The organism is Gemmatimonadaceae bacterium, from assembly GCA_036504815.1.
Classification (GTDB): domain Bacteria; phylum Gemmatimonadota; class Gemmatimonadetes; order Gemmatimonadales; family Gemmatimonadaceae; genus PNKL01.
In genome coordinates, this window is the sequence record DASXUN010000012.1 from 173,905 (window position 1) to 191,510 (window position 17,606).

General features: G+C 68.3%; 15 protein-coding genes. 2 read left to right on the top strand and 13 right to left on the bottom strand.

Features of this window, described 5'->3' with window-relative positions; genetic code table 11:
• Positions 1 to 23: 23 nt before the first annotated feature.
• Genes VGJ96_05905 through VGJ96_05915 form a run of 3 tightly spaced genes read right to left on the bottom strand, consistent with a single transcriptional unit; the run spans position 24 to position 2,937 of the window.
• Positions 24 to 1,004 (bottom strand): HlyD family efflux transporter periplasmic adaptor subunit, encoded by a 981-nt coding sequence (locus VGJ96_05905; protein HEY3286637.1) that lies wholly within the window; start codon positions 1,002 to 1,004, stop codon positions 24 to 26.
• Positions 1,001 to 2,332: a TolC family protein gene (locus VGJ96_05910; GenBank protein HEY3286638.1), complete on the bottom strand. Its 1,332-nt coding sequence runs from the start codon at positions 2,330 to 2,332 to the stop codon at positions 1,001 to 1,003. Before VGJ96_05910 ends, VGJ96_05905 begins: the two co-directional genes overlap by 4 nt.
• On the bottom strand, positions 2,329 to 2,937 hold the full coding sequence (locus tag VGJ96_05915) for a TetR/AcrR family transcriptional regulator (GenBank protein ID HEY3286639.1): 609 nt from the start codon (positions 2,935 to 2,937) through the stop codon (positions 2,329 to 2,331). The genes VGJ96_05910 and VGJ96_05915 overlap by 4 nt, the downstream gene beginning before the upstream one ends.
• A 149-nt stretch (positions 2,938 to 3,086) precedes the next feature.
• Here VGJ96_05915 and VGJ96_05920 point away from each other — a divergent pair, with 149 nt between their 5' ends.
• Together VGJ96_05920 and VGJ96_05925 are read left to right on the top strand one after the other, a co-directional pair.
• Positions 3,087 to 4,514 (top strand): CapA family protein, encoded by a 1,428-nt coding sequence (locus VGJ96_05920; protein HEY3286640.1) that lies wholly within the window; start codon positions 3,087 to 3,089, stop codon positions 4,512 to 4,514.
• Between the two features lie 118 nt (positions 4,515 to 4,632).
• Entirely contained in the window at positions 4,633 to 5,286 is a 654-nt protein-coding gene (locus tag VGJ96_05925; GenBank protein HEY3286641.1) for a tetratricopeptide repeat protein, read from the top strand.
• A gap of 362 nt (positions 5,287 to 5,648) precedes the next feature.
• Here the strand turns inward: VGJ96_05925 and dapF are convergent, their stop codons facing one another.
• The 10 genes from dapF to lptC all read right to left on the bottom strand — a co-directional run bounded on the left by dapF (position 5,649) and on the right by lptC (position 17,599).
• Positions 5,649 to 6,485, bottom strand: coding sequence for a diaminopimelate epimerase (gene dapF / locus VGJ96_05930; protein HEY3286642.1), 837 nt, complete (start codon positions 6,483 to 6,485; stop codon positions 5,649 to 5,651).
• Positions 6,482 to 7,204 (bottom strand): polyprenol monophosphomannose synthase, encoded by a 723-nt coding sequence (locus tag VGJ96_05935; protein HEY3286643.1) that lies wholly within the window; start codon positions 7,202 to 7,204, stop codon positions 6,482 to 6,484. The genes dapF and VGJ96_05935 overlap by 4 nt, the downstream gene beginning before the upstream one ends.
• Positions 7,197 to 9,584, bottom strand: a complete 2,388-nt coding sequence (locus VGJ96_05940; GenBank protein ID HEY3286644.1) for a YfhO family protein — start codon at positions 9,582 to 9,584, stop codon at positions 7,197 to 7,199. The genes VGJ96_05935 and VGJ96_05940 overlap by 8 nt, the downstream gene beginning before the upstream one ends.
• A 4-nt stretch (positions 9,585 to 9,588) precedes the next feature.
• Positions 9,589 to 10,515 (bottom strand): lysylphosphatidylglycerol synthase domain-containing protein, encoded by a 927-nt coding sequence (locus VGJ96_05945; GenBank protein ID HEY3286645.1) that lies wholly within the window; start codon positions 10,513 to 10,515, stop codon positions 9,589 to 9,591.
• Positions 10,512 to 11,678: a glycosyltransferase gene (locus VGJ96_05950; protein HEY3286646.1), complete on the bottom strand. Its 1,167-nt coding sequence runs from the start codon at positions 11,676 to 11,678 to the stop codon at positions 10,512 to 10,514. Before VGJ96_05950 ends, VGJ96_05945 begins: the two co-directional genes overlap by 4 nt.
• On the bottom strand, positions 11,675 to 12,622 hold the full coding sequence (locus VGJ96_05955; GenBank protein HEY3286647.1) for a glycosyltransferase family 2 protein: 948 nt from the start codon (positions 12,620 to 12,622) through the stop codon (positions 11,675 to 11,677). The genes VGJ96_05950 and VGJ96_05955 overlap by 4 nt, the downstream gene beginning before the upstream one ends.
• Positions 12,623 to 12,703: 81 nt before the next feature.
• Entirely contained in the window at positions 12,704 to 14,215 is a 1,512-nt protein-coding gene (gene rpoN, locus VGJ96_05960) for an RNA polymerase factor sigma-54 (protein ID HEY3286648.1), read from the bottom strand.
• A complete protein-coding gene (gene lptB / locus VGJ96_05965; protein HEY3286649.1) occupies positions 14,212 to 15,606 on the bottom strand; it encodes an LPS export ABC transporter ATP-binding protein in 1,395 nt (464 codons plus the stop codon). The genes rpoN and lptB overlap by 4 nt, the downstream gene beginning before the upstream one ends.
• Positions 15,603 to 17,039, bottom strand: a complete 1,437-nt coding sequence (locus VGJ96_05970) for a hypothetical protein (GenBank protein HEY3286650.1) — start codon at positions 17,037 to 17,039, stop codon at positions 15,603 to 15,605. Before VGJ96_05970 ends, lptB begins: the two co-directional genes overlap by 4 nt.
• A complete protein-coding gene (lptC, locus tag VGJ96_05975; protein HEY3286651.1) occupies positions 17,039 to 17,599 on the bottom strand; it encodes an LPS export ABC transporter periplasmic protein LptC in 561 nt (186 codons plus the stop codon). The genes VGJ96_05970 and lptC overlap by 1 nt, the downstream gene beginning before the upstream one ends.
• Positions 17,600 to 17,606 lie beyond the last annotated feature (7 nt).

The window sequence follows — 17,606 nt, forward strand, 5'->3', positions numbered from 1 at the left end:
GTCCGGGAGCGAAGGGCAGGGAACTAGCGCGCGAGCGTCAACGTGACGTCGGCGGGCATGCCGGGCTTCAGCGCCATCGCGCTGTCACCGGCAATGCGCACCTTCACCGCGTAGACCAGCTTCACGCGCTCTTCCGTGGTCTGGACGTTGCGCGGGGTGAACTCGGCCACGCTGGCGATGAACGTCACCGTGCCAGGATACGTGCGATCGCGGTAGGTGTCGGTGGTGATCGTCGCCGCTTGCCCCACGGTTACGGCGCCGAGGCGCGCCTCGGAGACGTAGATCCGCACCCAGCGGTCGCCGAAGTTCGAGATCGTCACCACCGGCGCGCCCGGCGCGACGATCTCGCCCGGCTGTCGCTGGCGCACCGTCACGATGCCGTCGAACGGCGCCACGACCACGGCGTTGTCCACCATCGCGTTCACCTGCTTCAACTGCGACTGCGCCGCCGCCACCGTCGCGCGCTGCGCGGCAATGCGCTCGGCGCGCGGTCCTGCCTGCACCAGCTGCAACTGCTGCGCGGCCTGGGCGCGCTGGCTGCGCGCGACGTCCGCCGCGAGCCGCGCCTTGTCGAAGGCCTCCTGCGACGCGGCGCCGCCGCTGAAGAGCTGCTGGGCGCGGGCCAGGTCGCGCTGGGCGTCAGCCAAACGCACGGCGGCCGTGCTGTCGGCCTCGCGCGCCTGGGCCAGTTCCTCGCGCCGCGCGCCCCGTTCGAGTTCGCTGAGCGTCGCCGCGGCCGCGTTCATTTGGGCGCGCGCCTGCGCCTGCCGCGCCTCGAGTTCCGTGCGGTCGAGGATCGCGATCGTGTCACCGCGATGCACGCGATCTCCCTCGTTCACGCGTATCGCCGCGATGCGCCCGGCGGTCTGGAATCCGAGGGCCGCTTCCGTCGCCTCCACGGTGCCAGAGGCGGCGAGCGAGTCGCTGGCGCCGCGCGAACGAAACAACAGGAAGGCGCCGACGGCGACCACGAGTACGACGACGGCTATTGGGGCACGCTTCATGGCTCTGACTCCAGCGAAGAGGCAATCCAGGAACGGTTCAGTTCGCCGAGCACGCGGGCGAGTTCGACGCGCGCGGCGATCACGGCATGGCGCGCCTGCACGAGGCCGCTGCGCGCGCGATAAAGGGCCGATTCGGCCAGCAGATAATCAGTCTGCGTGCCATCGCCCACGTCGCGCGCCAGGGCGGTGATACGGGCCACTTCGGTGGCCTGCTGCACGGCCGCGTCGAGCGCGGCGGCGCGGGCGCGGGCGGCGTCGAACGCGGCGCGCGCGTCGTCCACCTGCTGCTCCGCCGATAGGCGGGTGATGCGCAGTTGCTCCTGCGCGGCGCGGGAAGAGGCCTCGGCACGGTCAATGGCGCTCGTCCGGGCGCCGCCCGTGTAGAGCGGCCAGGAGAAGCCGACGCCGACCTGCCACTCCGAGATCCAGCGACCCGTGATGTTGCTGCGGTCCACGATCGCCGTTGACGCTTGGAACTGCGGCAGCCGCCCCGCCCTGGCCGCGCCCACCGACGCTGCCGCCGCGTCGGCCCGCCGGGCCGCCGACTGCACGTCGGTGTTCGCGGTGCCGGCGCGCGCGACGAGCGCCGCGCGGTCATCGGCGGCGGCGTCCGTGGCGCGGGCAAGCCTTACGATGTCCAACGAGGCGCCATGGACCGCGGAAAATGAGGCGCCCATCAGCCGGGCGAGATCATGCTCGGCGACATCCACGCTCGCAGTGCTGTTCACACGGTCCGCCTCGGCGCTCGCCAGCTCGACCGCGGCGCGCAGCGTGTCGAGGCGGGCCGCCTTGCCGGCGGCGAGCCGCTGGCGCGCGCGTGTGGCCTCGCCGCGCAGGGCGGTCACGCGCTGGTCGTCGGCGGCCAGCACCCCGCGCGCCGTCAGCACGCGAAGGTACGACGCCACGGTGCGCGCGATCAGTTGCTGTTCGGTGGCGCCGAGCACGGCGTCCGCCGCCCCGCGCTGCGCCTCGGCCGCTCGCACCTTCGAGGAGCGGGCGCCGAAGTCGAAGAGCGTGTATGCGGCGCCGAGTGACGCCTGCGAGGTCTGCGTGTCGAAGAACGGCGGGTTGCGCAGGTCGAGGCCGTGCAGCGGCCAGACGATCATCGGTTTCTCGAACCTGTTGACCGATCCATCGAACGAGACCGCAGGGAAGCGGGCGGCGCGCGCCTGGCCCACGTCGGCGGTGGCGACATCCACACCGGCGCGGGCCGCGCCGACCGCCGGATGCGAGGCGAGCGCCCGATCGATGGCCGTCGTCACGGACAATCGCGTGGTGTCCTGTGGCGGCGCGGCGAGCGCGGCGGCGAGGAGCAGGATCTGAATCATGACCGTTGCTCGGGGGAGGAGGCGAGACTGCGGGTGATGGTGGTGACGACGTGCTTCACGAGCTTGCGCTGCGTCTTCGGGTCGTTGGGATTCACGCCGGCGATCTCCTGGGGGATCTTGCCGGCGATGCGCATCATGAACGGCTGCGCCATCACGCTCATGGCGAGCAGGGCCGGTTCACCCTTCCTGATGGAGCCGTCGGCCTGTCCCTCGCGAATCAGTCCGAGGACGATGCCGAGGTTGCGCTGCATCATCTGCACGATCGGCGCGGAGAGCGGGCGATCGGTGGTGAGTTCGCGCAGCAGGAGCGGGGCAGGGAGGTCCTTCTCGGTGAGCACCATGCCGACGATACGGCCGATGCGCTCGAGCGGCGAGCCCGCCTCCGCGGCGATGCTCACGAAGCGGTCGGCGAGGCGCGCCCCGACGCGGTCCACGACCGCATGGAAGAGCGCTTCCTTGGAGCCGAAGTGGTAGGTGATCGCGCCCAGGTTGGCCCGGGCGCGGCTCGTGATCGTGCGCACGGAGACGGCGTCGAAGCCCTCGCGCGCAAAGAGGTCGGCAGCGACGGCCAGGAGGCGTTCAGGAACTGGTTGATGGGAGTTCATACGTATGTATGAATATCGGATACTGGGCGGCAAGTCAAGGGGGGCGGTCGCCGGCTGTTCTTGACACCCACAATTGGCGCCGCGCATACTCACTTTGGCGAATCGATTCGCCGCGCGTGCCCCCCGCGCCGCACTCTTCCGGGCACGTCATGACCACCAATCGAAGCGTCGGTCCGGCGCGATGGCTGACCATCGCGGCCTTCCTTGTTCCATTCGTCGGGTTGCCGTCGCACAGCGCGGCCCAGCGGACGCCGGCGATCGCGCGAGCGCCCGAGGCCTTGCCAGGACCGGGAACGACCTGGTCGTTGGCCGCGGTGGGCGACGCGATCATCACCCGCCGCGTGGCCCCATTCGACAACACGGCCGACCCGCGCTTCCAGCAGATGGTCAAGGTCATCCGCGGCGCCGACGCGGCCATGGTGAACCTGGAGCTCTCGACCTTCCGGTTCAGCGAATTCCGGGGCTGGCCGGAGGTGGAGAACGGCGGGAACTGGGAGGTTGCGCCGCCGGAGGTGGCCGAAGACCTGAAGCTGCTTGGCTTCGACCTCTTTAACCGCGCCAACAATCACACCACCGATTACGGCGTCGAAGGCATGCGCCTGACCAACCGTCTGCTCGACCGGCTCGGCGTCGTGCACGCGGGGTCGGGCGAGAACCTGGGTGCGGCCAGCCGTCCGGGGTATCTCGAGACGCCGAAGGGGCGCATCGCGTTCATCGGGCTTGCGACCTCGTTCACGCCGATGTCGCGCGCCGGTGATGCGCGACCGGACATGGTCGGGCGGCCCGGCCTGAACGCGCTCCGGGTCGAGCGCGCCTACGAGGCGGATCCCGCAACCTTCGAACAACTGCGCGCCGCCGCGGCGGGCCTCGCGGGGAGCGCCGCGCCCACCGGCGAGGCGGCGCAGGTGCGCCTGCTGACCCAGACGGTGCGCAAGGGCGCGCAGACCCGCACCATCACGACCGTCAACCAGATCGATGAAGCGCGGATCCTGCGCGAGATCCGCAACGCGAGCTCGCTGGCCGATTATGTCGTCGTCACCAGTCATTCGCACGAGTCGACCGTCGTGCCGCCCGCGTGGCTCACCGAATGGGCCCGGAAGTGCCTCGATGCCGGCGCGACGACCTACATCATTCAGGGGCCACACCTGTTGCGCGGCATCGAGATCTACAAGGGCAAGCCGATCTTCTACAGCCTGGCCAACTTCGTCTTCCAGAACGAAACCATCGACCCCATGCCCGAGGACCACTACGAGGTCTTCGGCCTGGCCGACACGGCGCTCGCGTCGAACCTGTACGACGCGCGCTTCCGGAACGGCACGACGGGCTTTCCGTCGAATGCCGAGTACTATGAAAGCGTCGTCGCCCTGCCGACGTTCCGGGGCAGCTCGCTGGTCGAGCTGCGGCTCTATCCCATCGAGCTGAGCCATCGCGCGCCGCGCTCCCAGCGTGGCACCCCTCGGCTAGCCGACGAGACGACCGGTCGCAAGATCATCGAGCGACTGGCGCAGATGTCGGCGCCGCTGGGCACGACGATCGTCTACCAGGACGGGGTGGGCGTCTGGCGGCCGAATCCATAACGGGCAAACCTGGCCGGGACGGTGGGGCAGGGGGTGCCTCATTGGTGCACGTGCTGGTAGATTTGATGATTGCGCGTCACCGTGATGCGCGACCAAACCCAAGCCTTGATCTTGTCCGATGACGAAGACTGGTGGGGCGGCCCGTCCGTCCATCACAGCCGATCCTGATTCGCTGCTCGACACCTTCCAGCTCTACAGGAAGCAGCTGACGATTGCGGCCGTGGTCGTGGCCGTCGTGGTGGGCGGCGCGTTTGTCTGGAGGGCCAATTCGGCACGCCGCGAGACGCAGGCGGAGAAGGCGTTCTTTGACGCCATGAATCTCGTCAGCCAGCGTGACGCGAAGGCGCCCGATGCGCTCATCAAGGTGGCCCAGCGCTACGGCAACACGGCGGGTGGCATCCAGGCGGCGCTGCTCTATGCCCAGTCCAAGTTCGACGAGGGCAGGTACGCCGACGGCCAGAAAGTGCTCGATGGGATCTCCGCGCCCAAGGCCTTCGCGGCCGGCGTCGAGTCGCTCAAGGCGGCCGGGTACGAGGGCGAGCAGAAGTTCGACCTGGCGGCCGAGCACTACCTGAAGGCCGTGGACAAGGCCGAGCTTCAGGGCGAGAAGGACTTCCTGAAGGGGGAAGCCGCCCGGGCTCTCGCCGCATCGGGCAAGCGTGCCGAGGCGGCCAAGCTGTGGGGCGAGCTGGCTGCGCGCCCGGACTCGCCCATGGCGAGCGAAGCCAAGATCCGCGTCGGCGAACTGACGGCGACGGCGGCGAAGCCGTAGCTCCCCAGGTTTACATCGCGGCCCGGACCGGGCAGCTCAGAAGTTACTTGAAGCGGGCGTTGGCCAGATCTGGCCGACGCCCGCTTGGCTATTCGGGGTCGGGGGAGTGCGGTCGAGTACCATGCTTCTGAAGCGCCTCGCGGTAATCCGATAGCCCAGTAAGGCCTGAAATAGTACCGATAATATGTATTATGTAAACTAACTGAAGTGGATAACCCCGGAACGGGTGGACAAGACCACGCCCAGTCCCTGCAACAACTTGGACGGTTTGTGTTGCCGTGGTGTCGCTATTCTTCCGGGCGTGAAGAACGGGCGGACGACTCCTGTCGCCCGCCCGTCATCAATTCAGAGACCGAAGGCCGCTAGAGCTCGGCGGTTCGCCCCTGATAGACCACCCGGGCCTCGCCGCTCAAGGACGGCCAGACATGGCCGTCGTCCTTGCTGCGCAGCGTCACGGTCAGCGTCCGGTCAGACTTGGTGCGCAGCCGGACGACCTTCCCCGCCAGCCCCCAGGCGTTCAGGAGCGTCGCGCTGGCCACGGCGCCGGTCCCGCAGGCCAAGGTCTCACCCTCGACGCCGCGCTCGTAGGTCCTGATGGAGAACTCGTCCGGGATGCCCGCTACGGGCGCCACGAAGTTCACGTTGGCCCCGTGCTTGAGCCTCTTGTCGAGCCGCAATGGCCGGCCTCGACCCACCACATCCAGCTTGGTGGTATCGTCAACGAGGACCACGAGGTGCGGCACGCCGGTATTGGCAAACCCGATCCGCTTCTCACCGGCCTGACGCTCGAACTCGGTGTCCAGCCGCAGTTCGTGTACCATCTGAAGGTCGATCTCGGGCCTGCCGTCACGAAAATGGCCAGTCATGGCCCCGGCATCGGTCTCGAAATGGCAGGTCCCGTCGCCAATGATGCCCAACTCCCGCGCCAGGCGCACGCTGCACAGCGATGCGTTGCCGCAAAGCTCACCGAGGCTACCATCTCGGTTGAAGTAACGTATCCTAAAGGATTGATACGTATCGCTTTGCAGAAACACAACTCCGTCTGCCCCAATCCCGGTGCCCGTCGCGCAGAGATTCCGGACATGCTCGGGATCGTTGAGTGCGTGCGCCAAACCGGTGTCGGAACGCGCATCGAAGAAGATGAAGTCATTCCCCGACCCCGACATCTTGTAGAACGGGTGCCCGCTTGGAATGCTCATAGTTGCCCCGTGAGGTGCCACCACCGAAGCCGCCAGACCATGAAGATGGCCTCGCGCACGATGTGGCCGCTCATCTTGCTGTCCCCGACCGTGCGATCGGTGAAGACGATCGGGATCTCCTGGCCGCGAAATCCCTTGTGGAAGGCGCGGAATGACATCTCGATCTGGAACGCGTAGCCGTTCGACCTCACCTTGTCGAGGTCGATGCCCGCCAGCACCCGCCGGTGGAAACACTTGAAGCCGCCCGTCCCGTCCCAGAGCTGGAGCCCGGTGACGATGCGCGCGTAGATGTTGGCGAAGTAGCTGAGCATCAGTCGCTTCATCGGCCAGTTCACCACCGTCACGCGCCCGTTCAAGTAGCGCGAGCCGAGCACGAAATCGGCCTGCTGCGCCGCGGCGAGGAATTCGGGCAGGTGGCGCGGATCGTGCGAGAAGTCCGCGTCCATCTCGAAGATGTACTCGTAGTCCCGCGCCAGGGCCCACCGGAAACCGTCGCGGTAGGCCGTGCCGAGTCCCATCTTGCCGGGGCGCCGCAGCAGGTGAATGCGCGGCTCGGCGCGGCCGAGTTCCTCCACCAGGTCGCCCGTCTTGTCCGGCGAGTTGTCGTCCACCACCAGCACCTCGATGCGCGGATCCTTCTCGAGCACCTGGGCAATGAGCGTCGGAATGTTTTCGCGCTCGTTGTAGGTAGGAACGATGATCAGTGCCTTATCAGGCATTGGCTCCCCGCGAGGTTCGGCGGTCCATGGCGAATCCGGCAATGGCCAGCAACAGGCTGAGCAGGACGGCGGCGTAGGTGATGCTCCGCCCCTTGCTGTACGTGGCGTTCTGGAACGAAAACTCCACCGTGGTCGCCCCGGCCGGCAGCGCGACACCCATCAGGACATAGTTGGTACGGTACACCGTGGCGGGCTTTCCATCCACCGTCGCCGACCATCCGGGATAGTAGTTTTCCGATGCCACGAGCGCCGATCCCGCCGGCGCAGGTGCGCTCAGCTTGACGGTGAAGCGTCCGGGACGATAGTCCGCGGTGCTCGTCGTGATCGGCAACGGCGCGGGCAGCGACGTCAGCGGCTGCGTCTGCATCGCCGCCGAGGTGTCGACGATTGCCACCTGATAGGTGGCGAACGTGGGTTGCGATGCGGCCTGCAGCACGACGTCGTCCGGGTACTTCGCGATCGCCGGCGCCACCCAGGCAAAGGGATGCTCGCCCGCGAGCTTGTACAGCGAGACCTTCGTTCCCGCGGCGTTGGTCAGCGGACCGGCGACGCGCTGGGCGCCTTCAATGGGGAGCGTGTCGGTGTTGGTCAGCATGTAGTTGACGTTCATCAACTGCCAGAACGAGGGGTTCAGGCGCGCGCTGTATCCCTCATCCTTCTTGCCGAGCAATTGGTACCGACCGAGTTCGTTGCCGTGGTAGCCGGTGACGGAGCGAATGCCGTGCACCATCAGGCCGTCGCCCATCAGTTCGGGGTCGTGCGGCGCGACGGGGTTGCCGTCGGGGACGGCGATGACCGCCACGCGCGTCGGCTCCTTGAGCTTCGTCAGGTAATCGATGGCGGCGTCGCTGGCGTACAGCTTCGATGCCGGCGGCGAGAACATCCAGTACTGCTTCTCGATGCTCCACAGGTCGGCGGCGAGCAGGATTGGCAACGCCATCGCCACCTGTCGCGGCGTGGCGAGCCCGCGCGCCAGGGTGATGATCATTCCCGCGGCGAGCGCGACGAAGAAGAAAGACCGCCACGCGCCGAGCGAGACCGCGCTCGCGTTGGCCAGCACGACGTCAATGAGGCTGGGATCCACCACCAGTCCCTTCGCGAGACCGGTGAAGAACCCCGCCATCGCCAGCAGGCCGACGGCGGCGGCGCCGACGATCCAACCGTATGCATATTTCGCCGTCACCTTCCCGGCCAGCAGTCGCTCGGTGCCGAGCGCCGCGAGCATGGCCACGGCGAACGCGAAGACGAACATCATCGTGCTCGGCGCGCGGAAGAACTTGGTGCCGGGCACCAGGGCATAGACGATCTGGAAGAACGGCGTCGAGCCGCCGAGCGCCCAAAGCAGGGAGACGATGCCGACGCCCAGCCAGAAGCGGCGGAAACCGCGGCGCGCTTCCCCGCCCGCCCCGAACGCGAGCGGAGCGAGCATCAGCACCGTCGCTCCCAGGTACTCGCTGTGCAGGTGGATGCCGTTGCGTCCCCAGTACCGCTCGAGAATGCCCGAGAACTGCGGCAGGTAGACGTTGAGAAGCTCTTCCACGGGCCACGAGTACGACGACGCGTACGCATAGTCGCGTCCGCCGGCGCGCGGTGACCACGGCGTGTACTCGGCGAGCGGCAGATATTGGATGGATCCGATGGCCGCGCCGAGCAGCACCGCGCCCAACGCGAATCCCAGCCGCTTGAACGCGGTGGCGCGATCGAGTTCCGGCGTGCCAAAGGCGAGCATCAGCGCCCAGGCGCCGGCGGCGAGCAGGTGATACTGCAACAGCTGCGGATGCGGCGAGAGCACCGCGAGGCCGATGACGATGGCCAGCACGCCCCACGCCCAATGGCGCGCATCACGGATGCCCTTGGTCAGCAGCAACAGCGTGAACGGCAGTAGTGCGCTGACGAACAGCTTGCCGTCGTGCCCCGGCGAGGCATACGCGGCAATCGGTCCGCCGAGCTGGTAGGCCAGCGCGCCGACGAGCGACGGCGCGAAACCGAGACCGTAGCTGCGAAGGAACAGGAACGTCCCGAAGCCAGCGAGCCAGAGGTGGCTGATGAAGCCCCACGTCATACCCGCGTCCGTGCCCAGCAGCAGGCGCAGCCAGAAGGTCGGGTAGAAGATGTCGCCGTGCATCGCCGCGACAAATGGCATGCCGCCAAAGAGGTACGGATTCCATAGAGGAATGGCCCCGGTGACGTGCCACTGCTGCACGGCGAAGTCGCGGAACGCGAAGCCCGCGATGTACTGATCGCTCATCGGGTTCACGAGGAACTGGCCGCCGAGCGCGGGATAGCCGAGCGCGAGCGCGGCGAGCGCGCACACGAGCGCTGCCCACAGCGCGCCATGGCGCGGGGCGAGTTCCGTGGAACCGGTGTTCGAGGAAGTCATCAACCTATCGGGATGGAGTATCGGTGCGAGCCGGCGGCCGCAGCATCAGCAGCAGCACGCCGGGAATGATCTCGAGAATGGTAAGCCAGACACGCGACGCGACCACGAGGAGCGCCGCCAGCGCGCCCACGGCGAGCCCCGAGCGCTGCAACGCCTCGGCCATCGCCACTTCGCGCATGCCGATGCCGCCGGGGGCGAATACCGCGATGAAACCTATCAGGTATGGGCCCACGAAGAGGGCTGTCCAGTCGCCCAGCGAGCCGGCGACCGTGCCGGCCGACATGCCCACCGCAAAGAACTCGAAGGCGACGCCGTAGAGCACCCAGGCCAGCGTCGTGCCGGCGGCGGCCCACCAGATGGCGCGCGGCGGGAGATGCGGCACCGCCAACTGACGGCCGCTTACGCTATTCACCAAGGCCACCGCGCGCGGCAGGAGCGTCGGCGCCAGCACGAGCGCCAGGGCCAGTGCCAACACGCCCGCCGCCGCGGCGGCCGGAACGTCGACCGCATTGGCACCGGCAACGAGGAAGACGGCAAAGCCCGTGACCAGGTTGACGAGCTGCACCACGACGGAGGAGCCCATCGCGGCCGTGGGCGAGATGCCCTGTTCCTGCGCCAGCGTACCCATGGCGGCGATCGCCCAGACCTTGCCCGGGATGTACTTGCCGAGGTTGCTGATGAACCAGATGCGCGCGGCGCTCGAGAAGCTGAGCCGTTCGCCCCACGCCTCGACCGTCTGGCGCCAGGTCTGGATCAGCGCGACGTACGCGACGCCCACGAAGAAACACGAAGCCAGCAATGGGCCCCAATGCGGCCGCGCCTGTCGGAAGACCTGTTCGTAGTCGCCCCAATTGACGTAGAGGTACCCGCCCAGGAAGAGCAGCAGCGCAAGCTGCATTACCGTGCGGATGATGCGGCGCCAGGCGATCATCGGCGCCCCAGGGCCGCGTCGTACGCTTCGCGATAGCGCGCGCCAACGGCTTCGGGCGAGAAGTTGGCCAGTGCGCGCACGCGCGCGGTGACACCGGCGGCGCGCGCCTTCGTGGGGCGGTCCACGACGCCGTCCACGGCATGCGCTAGCGCGTCGATGTCGCCGCCGGGAACGAGCCAGCCGGTCACGCCATCGTGCACGACGTCAGTCAGGCCGCCGCTCGCATACGCGACCGTCGGCGTCTCGCAAAGCGCCGCCTCGATGCCGACGAGGCCCAGTCCTTCATCGGTCGACGGAATCACGAGTGCGGCGCTGCGCGCGTACAACGGTGCAAGGTCTGCCTGTGGGAGATGACCGAGCCACGTGACGCGCTCACCGACGCCGAGCTCCCGCGCGCGGGCCTGCAGCGCCTCGCGGTCGGGCCCGTCCCCCACGACGTCGAGCGTCCAGGGCCGGCGGGCGCGCGCCATCGCCTGCAACAGGTGGTCGAGTCCCTTCTGCGCGTTGAGCCGCCCGACGAACAGCATGAGGTCCTTCTGGTGCGCGTCATTGGCGGGCGCGGTGAAGAGCGCGGTGGCGGCCGGCATCGGCGCGGTGCCGACGGGACGGCTGCCCAGGGCTTCGCGCGCCTGTCGGGCGAGCCAGCCCGACACGGCGAAGAGCGCGGCCGATTGCGCCGCGACGCGCTGGAAAAGCGTGCGCGACGACGCCGAGCGCATCAGCCGCACGTCGGAGCCGTGCATCGTGAGAATCATCGGCGCGCCGTGGCCGCCGGCCTGCATCCCCGACGGGAACCACCAGTGCGCGTGCACCAGGTCCGGGCGCCAGCCGCGAATGGCGGCGCGTGCCGCGCGCCGTCCGCGCCACAGCAGCAGTGCCAGTGCGGTCTTGCCGCGCAACGAGGCGCTCACCTGCTCCGCCATCGTTCCGGTATAAGCGAGCGTCTCCCACGACCGCGGCGCGTAGCGATAGCGCTGCACCTGGACGCCGTCGATGGTGTCCACGGCGGCAAGTCCGGGTGCGGACGGAGCGAGCACGCGCACCTCGCACCCCTGTGCCTGGACGGCGCGCGCCAGCGCGAGGACAAACGCTCCCGCCGCATCGCCCGCATGACGGGGAAATGCGTGCGTGACGAAGAGAACCCGCAGCGGCGGCTTGCTCACGCCGACGGCGGCTGGGTGGTCTCGTCGATGCGGCGCCGCAGTTCACGCAGTTCCGCGCGCTGCACCGCGATCTGTTCGCCCAACAGGCCCGTGGCGAAGAAGATGCCGCCGAGGATCAGGCAGGTCTGGATGACCGTCCACACCGCGCGCACGCCGACGTTCTCGGTGAACAGCATGTAGAGGGCGACGAGTCCCGCGACGAATCCCGCGGCGAAGAGCAGCGCGCCGAGCATGCCAAAGGCGAGCAGCGGCTTCTGTCCGAAGCGCAGCTCGAACCAGACCGAGAGCATGTCGAGCACGCCGATGGGGATGCGCCCGATCCCGAACTTGGACTTCCCCGCGTGCCGTGGATACAGGGGCACCGGAATCTCGCTGACCGTGAACCCCTGCTGCGCGGCGAGCACGATCATGTAGCGGTGCCAGTCGGGGCGCGACGGTTGCGCGTCCATGATCTCGCGGCGGTACGCCTTGACGTTGTTGAGGTCCTTCACGCGCACGTCGAAGAGCGCGCGGCTCAGGCCGTTGTAGATGCGCGAGACGAAGGCCTTCTCGTACTTGCCCTGCTTGAAGCCCGTCACCATGTCGCTTTCGCCGGCGAGGATGGGCGCGACGAGCCGCGGAATGTCCTCGGGCTTGAACTGGAGGTCGGCGGGATAGAAGACCAGCACGTCCGCGCGCGCGTTCAGGTAGCCGGTGCGCAACGCATCGGCGATGCCGCGCCGCGCGCGGTGCCGCACGGCACGCAAAAAGGGATACGTGGCGCGGAGCGTCTCGAGCAGCGCCCAGGTGCGGTCGGCGGAACCGTCGTCCACGACGATCACCTCGTAGCGTTCAGCGCGCCCGGCGAAGGTCTGGGCACACAGCTCGAGAAAGAGCGGGAGGTTCTCCGCCTCGTCCTTGGCGGGCACCAGGACCGAGACGTCTACTGTGGTGGGAACGGGCACGGGCACAGTGTGGGCACGGAAAGGGTCACGGGCGGGCCGGCAGCGGCCGGCGGCGAAGAAGCACGGAGCATGTCGTCACGGCTAGACCCGCTTGCGCATGCGCGCCGGGAGGACATGCAGCTGATCCCGGTACTTGGCGACGGTGCGCCGGGCGATGCGGATGCCCTCGCGCTCGAGGATCTCCACAATTGCCTGGTCGGTGAGCGGATCCTTCGGGTCCTCGTCCTTCACGAGCTTCTCGATCTTGTCCTTGATGCCGCGCGCCGACACGTCCTCGCCGTCGGTGGTGGCGATGCCGGACGAGAAGAAGAACTTCAGGGGCAGCACGCCACGCGGCGTCTGCACGTACTTGTCGCTCGTCACGCGGCTGACCGTGGACTCGTGCATCCCGATCACGTCGGCCACCTCGCGCAGCGTCAGCGGCTTGAGGTGCTGCACGCCCTTCTCGAAGAAGTCGCGCTGCCGGTCGACGATGAAGTGCATCACCTTGAGCATCGTGTGGCGCCGCTGCTCGATGGCCTGGATCAGCCACTGCGCGGCGTTGAGCTTGCTGGCGATGAATTCCTTGTGCTCGGTCGTGAACTTCTTGCGGTCCCGCGCCATCTCCTGGTACACGCGGCTCAGGCGCAGGCGCGGGATGTTGGTGTCGTTGAGGAAGACGAGGTACTGGCCGTCCACCTTCTCCACGACGAGGTCGGGGATCACGTAGCCGTCGGGCGTTGAGCTCTTGTTGAAGCCGGGCTTCGGGTTGAGCTTCGCGATCTGGTCGGCGGCATGCTGCACCTCCAGCGGCGTGGTTCCGACGCGACGCGCGATCTCCACCCAGCGGTGCGACGTCAGTTCGTCGAAGTGCTCGCTGAGGATGCGCCGGGCCAGCGCCACGTCGTCCGTCGATTCGCGCAGCTGGAGCAGCAGGCATTCGCGCAGGTCGCGCGCCCCCACCCCCGGCGGATCGAGCGCCTGGATGATGGCGAGCATCTCCTCGGCCTCGGCCATCGTGAAGAACGGCAGGTCGGCGCCGTCCCGTCCGGTGGCGTCGGCGCTGCGCTCGATCTCGGCATTGATGCCGCGGAGGATCTCCTCGAGGTCGCAGGCGAGGTATCCGTCGTCATTGATGTCGCCAATGAACTCCTCGGCCAGCACCTGCTGGCGCGGGGTGAGCTGGATGAGCGCGAGCTGCTCGCGCAGGTCGTCCTCCAGCCCGCCGCGGGCGACGCTCACCGGCTCGGTGTACTCGCGCGCCTCGTAGCTCTCGCGGGCCCCGGAAACATCGAAGCCGTCGAGGAGGATGTCCTCCCAGTCGGTTTCCTGCTGCCGAGGATCGGTTTCGGGCGTCGGGGCGGACGATTCCAGCGGCACCTCGAACGCGTCGCCCGCGGTGCTGGAGCCTTCCTCATTCTCGTCGGCGTCACCAGTCTCGTCGTCGCCATCCTCTTCAATGAGTTCGAGGAACGGATTGACGAGCAGCTCCTGCTTCAGGTGCTGCTGCAGGTCCAGCAGGGGCATCGTGAGCATGTCCATCGCCTGGTACAGGCGCGGATTGATCTTCAGCTCCTGCCCCAGCCGGACCGACTGGCTCAGCCCCGTCTTCATGGAGACGAGGCCTCGCTACTCGCCTCGGGCGGCACCTCAAGCTCGCCGGCGGCGGGCGCGTCAGACACGGGCGCGTTGGACGCGGGCGCGTCGGCCACGAGCGCGTCGGTCTCGTCGGGGCCGTGCTCGCGACGGAATCGCTCGCGAAGGCGCGCGGTGAGCGTCGGGCCGAGGTAGACGCGGGAGACGGTGTCATCGAAGACCAGCTCGCGCACCGTGCCGGAGACCTTCACCTGCCCGTCGAACATGATGTACGCGCGATCGACGATGTCGAGCGTCTGCTCGACGTTGTGATCCGAGATCAGCACGCCGATCCCCCGGTGCCGCAGGCTGGCCACGATCACCTGGATGTCGTGCACGGCGATGGGGTCCACGCCCGCGAACGGTTCGTCGAGCATCATGAACTTGGGCTGGGTCACCAGCGCGCGGGTGATCTCGAGCCGGCGGCGCTCGCCGCCGGAGAGCTGATACGCCTTGCTCTGCCGGAGGTGCTTGAGGCCCAGTTCGTCGAGGAGCGCCTCCAGGCGCGCGGCGCGCTCTGCCTTGCTCAGGTCGAGCTCCTCGAGGATCGCGAGGATGTTCTCCTCGACGGTCAGCTTGCGGAAGATGGACGGTTCCTGCGAGAGGTATCCGATCCCGAGGCGCGCCCGCTTGTACATCGGCATCTGCGTGATGTCGGTGCCGTCGAGGTAGATGCGGCCCGCCGCCGGCGGAATGAGACCGGTGATCATGTAGAAGCTGGTCGTCTTTCCTGCGCCGTTGGGACCGAGCAGGCCGACAATCTCCCCCTGTCGCAACTCGAGCGCGACGTCATTGACGACATTGCGGCGGCGGTACGTCTTGACCAGTCCTTCGGCGCGCAGCACGCTGCGTCCGTCCACGCGCGGCATCGTGGCCGCCGAAACGCGCGGGGCGGCATGTTCGCCCGTCACGCGCAGGGCATCCGCAAAGGCATCGCGCCCCGTGCGCACCGACGCCCACAAGGCCGGCGTCATCGCCACGCGGCAGTCGGGATCGTCGAGGTCGCCCACGGCAATGGAACCGTTGTCCACGAGGCGCGGCAGCGCGACGTTGGCGAGGTGCGTCCGCACCTCGTCGAGGCTCAGGCGTCCCGCCTCGCGCTCGACGTCACGCCCTTCGGCCTGAAGGGCGGCGAGGTGATCATTGCGATAGTGGACGGCCAGGTCATTGAACGTCGCGCCGCCCTTGTCGTCCGCCGTTCCGATGAGGGCAATCAGCGCCAGCGCCACCGAGCGATCGCCGCCCGCGAGGCGCTCGGCCACGGCCCGCACGGCCGCCTCGCTGTCCGGCGTCGCGGAGGCGGCGTTCGATGGCGCCTCGGCCTCGGGTGCCGACGGCACGTCGTTCGGTTCGGTGGGTGGCGTGGTCACGGCTTCTTCACGGGTGTGGGAGTTGGCGCGGTCGTTCCGCGACGCGGTGGCGTTCGGGCGGGAGCGGTGGTCGTCTTCCCCGGCGCGCCGGCGGCCTTCCCCGATCGCACGGTGGAATCGGCCTTCGTGGAATCCGCCTTCGCGGAGTCCGACGGCAGGCGCTCGAGGTAGACGCCGGAGGCCTTCTCGCGCACGGTCACGGTGCTCACGGCGCGATCGGCGCCAAACTGCACCGTGATCGCCTTGCCCTTGACGTAGTTCAGGTTCGGCGCCGCCTTGGCGCCTTCCGACGATGCCACCTGGTAGAACGACGATGCGTCGCCGGAGGCGAGAATGGAACGGATCACGGGCTTGGTGGTGGAATCGCCCGCTGCGCGCGCGCTGTCGAACGCGGCAACGATCGTGTCGCCGCGCAGCCAATCGTCTTCGGTGGAGACGAACTGCGTCGAGTCGGTGCGGCTCTTGGCGAAGGCGCCGCGCAGGGCGCGCAACTCGCGCAGCACCTGGCCCGGCATGTCCACGTCGATGGAGTCGGCCAGGATGTCGCGATCGGTGGCGTGCGCCTTGGCGCGCGACCGGCCCCAGGCATAGGCGCGCGAGAGTTTCTGCGCGCTGAGTCGAAGGTCGATGGTATCGGAGGCGAGCGTCACGTCCTCGCTCACGGCCTTGGCGCTGTCGGCCGAGAGCACGCGTTCGAGCTTGCGCTCGCGCGACCAGAGGTCGATCTGCCGCCCGACCAACGTGAACTTCGACTCCCCCTTCCCTTCGATTCGGGGTCGGCCGGTCAGGCGCGACCACTCGCGGCCGCTGTCCATGGTCGCGCTGTCCGACGTGGCGACGAGGTCGGGGCGCGTGATGATGACGGACCCGCCCGCATACATCAGCGAGTCGGCAACGTCGAGCATCTGGTCGGCGATCACTTCGACGGTGTCGGTGGCGCCCTCTCCCGCGTCGGCCGGGCTGAGCCGCGTCACCGGGCGGCCGGTCGCGAGCAGGCGCGCCTCAGCGCGAATGCCGGGCATCGCGCGGAAATACTCGGCGCGCGGCCCGCGCATGGTCGTCCCCCTGTCGGTCACCGCGACGACGTTGCCCTCGGCCAGCACCCGCTCCTCGCTCTGCACGTACGTGATGCGATCGGCATCGAGGCGCACGCGCTTTTCGTCGTAGTGGGCGCGGCCGATCAGGATATGGGTCTTCACGTCGCCCATCGACTCCAGCGAGTCGCCCGAGAGGCGCTGGTCGGAATTGGTGCAGCGCCCGCGCACGCCGCGGCCGTAGTAGCTGTTGTATTGTCCGCTGGGGAGCTTGATGGCGAGCGTGGTCGTCGAGTCGAAGTTATACAGCTCGAGGTTGCACGTGCGCCGCCGCGCCGGTTGCTGGGAGGCCAGCACCGCCGGGACGAAGAGCGCGCCGGCAACCCAGAGTCGTCGCATCACTTGCCCGGCATCTTGACGTCGCGCGCCTTCGCGCGTGAGGCGCGGAGGATGCGCAGGTTGTTCATGTCGGGGTCGGAGACGAAGCCAATGCCGCTGGCCTCGCGCCCCTCTTCCGTGAGCACGAAGGCGCTGTCCGACGAGATCTGGTTGACGCGGGAGTCGAACTTGATCTGCTCGGTCACCAGCCGGCGCCCGTCCACCGTGATGATGACGACGTTGCCGCGCGCCTCGAGCACGTTGTCGCGCGTCAGGTAGCGGCCGGTGCGCGACGTCAGCACCGCGTCCTTGGCCCCCGTGGCGTTGTAGAAGATCGAACGCACCACACGCATGTCCATCCGCGTGTTGTCGTCGTAGAAGAGCGCGGTGTCGCTGAAGACTTCGGCGCGGCGCAGGCCGTTCTCCGTCACCAGGGTGCGCGAGCCAAAGACCACCTGGTCGGCGTTGGGATCGATGCCCGACGCCACGGAGCCGGTCTTGGGCTTCTGCGTGTCGCTGCAGGCGGCGAGCACCGCCGCGCCGAGCAGCGCCACGCAGACGCCGCGGCCGCGCGCACGCATCCCGCGA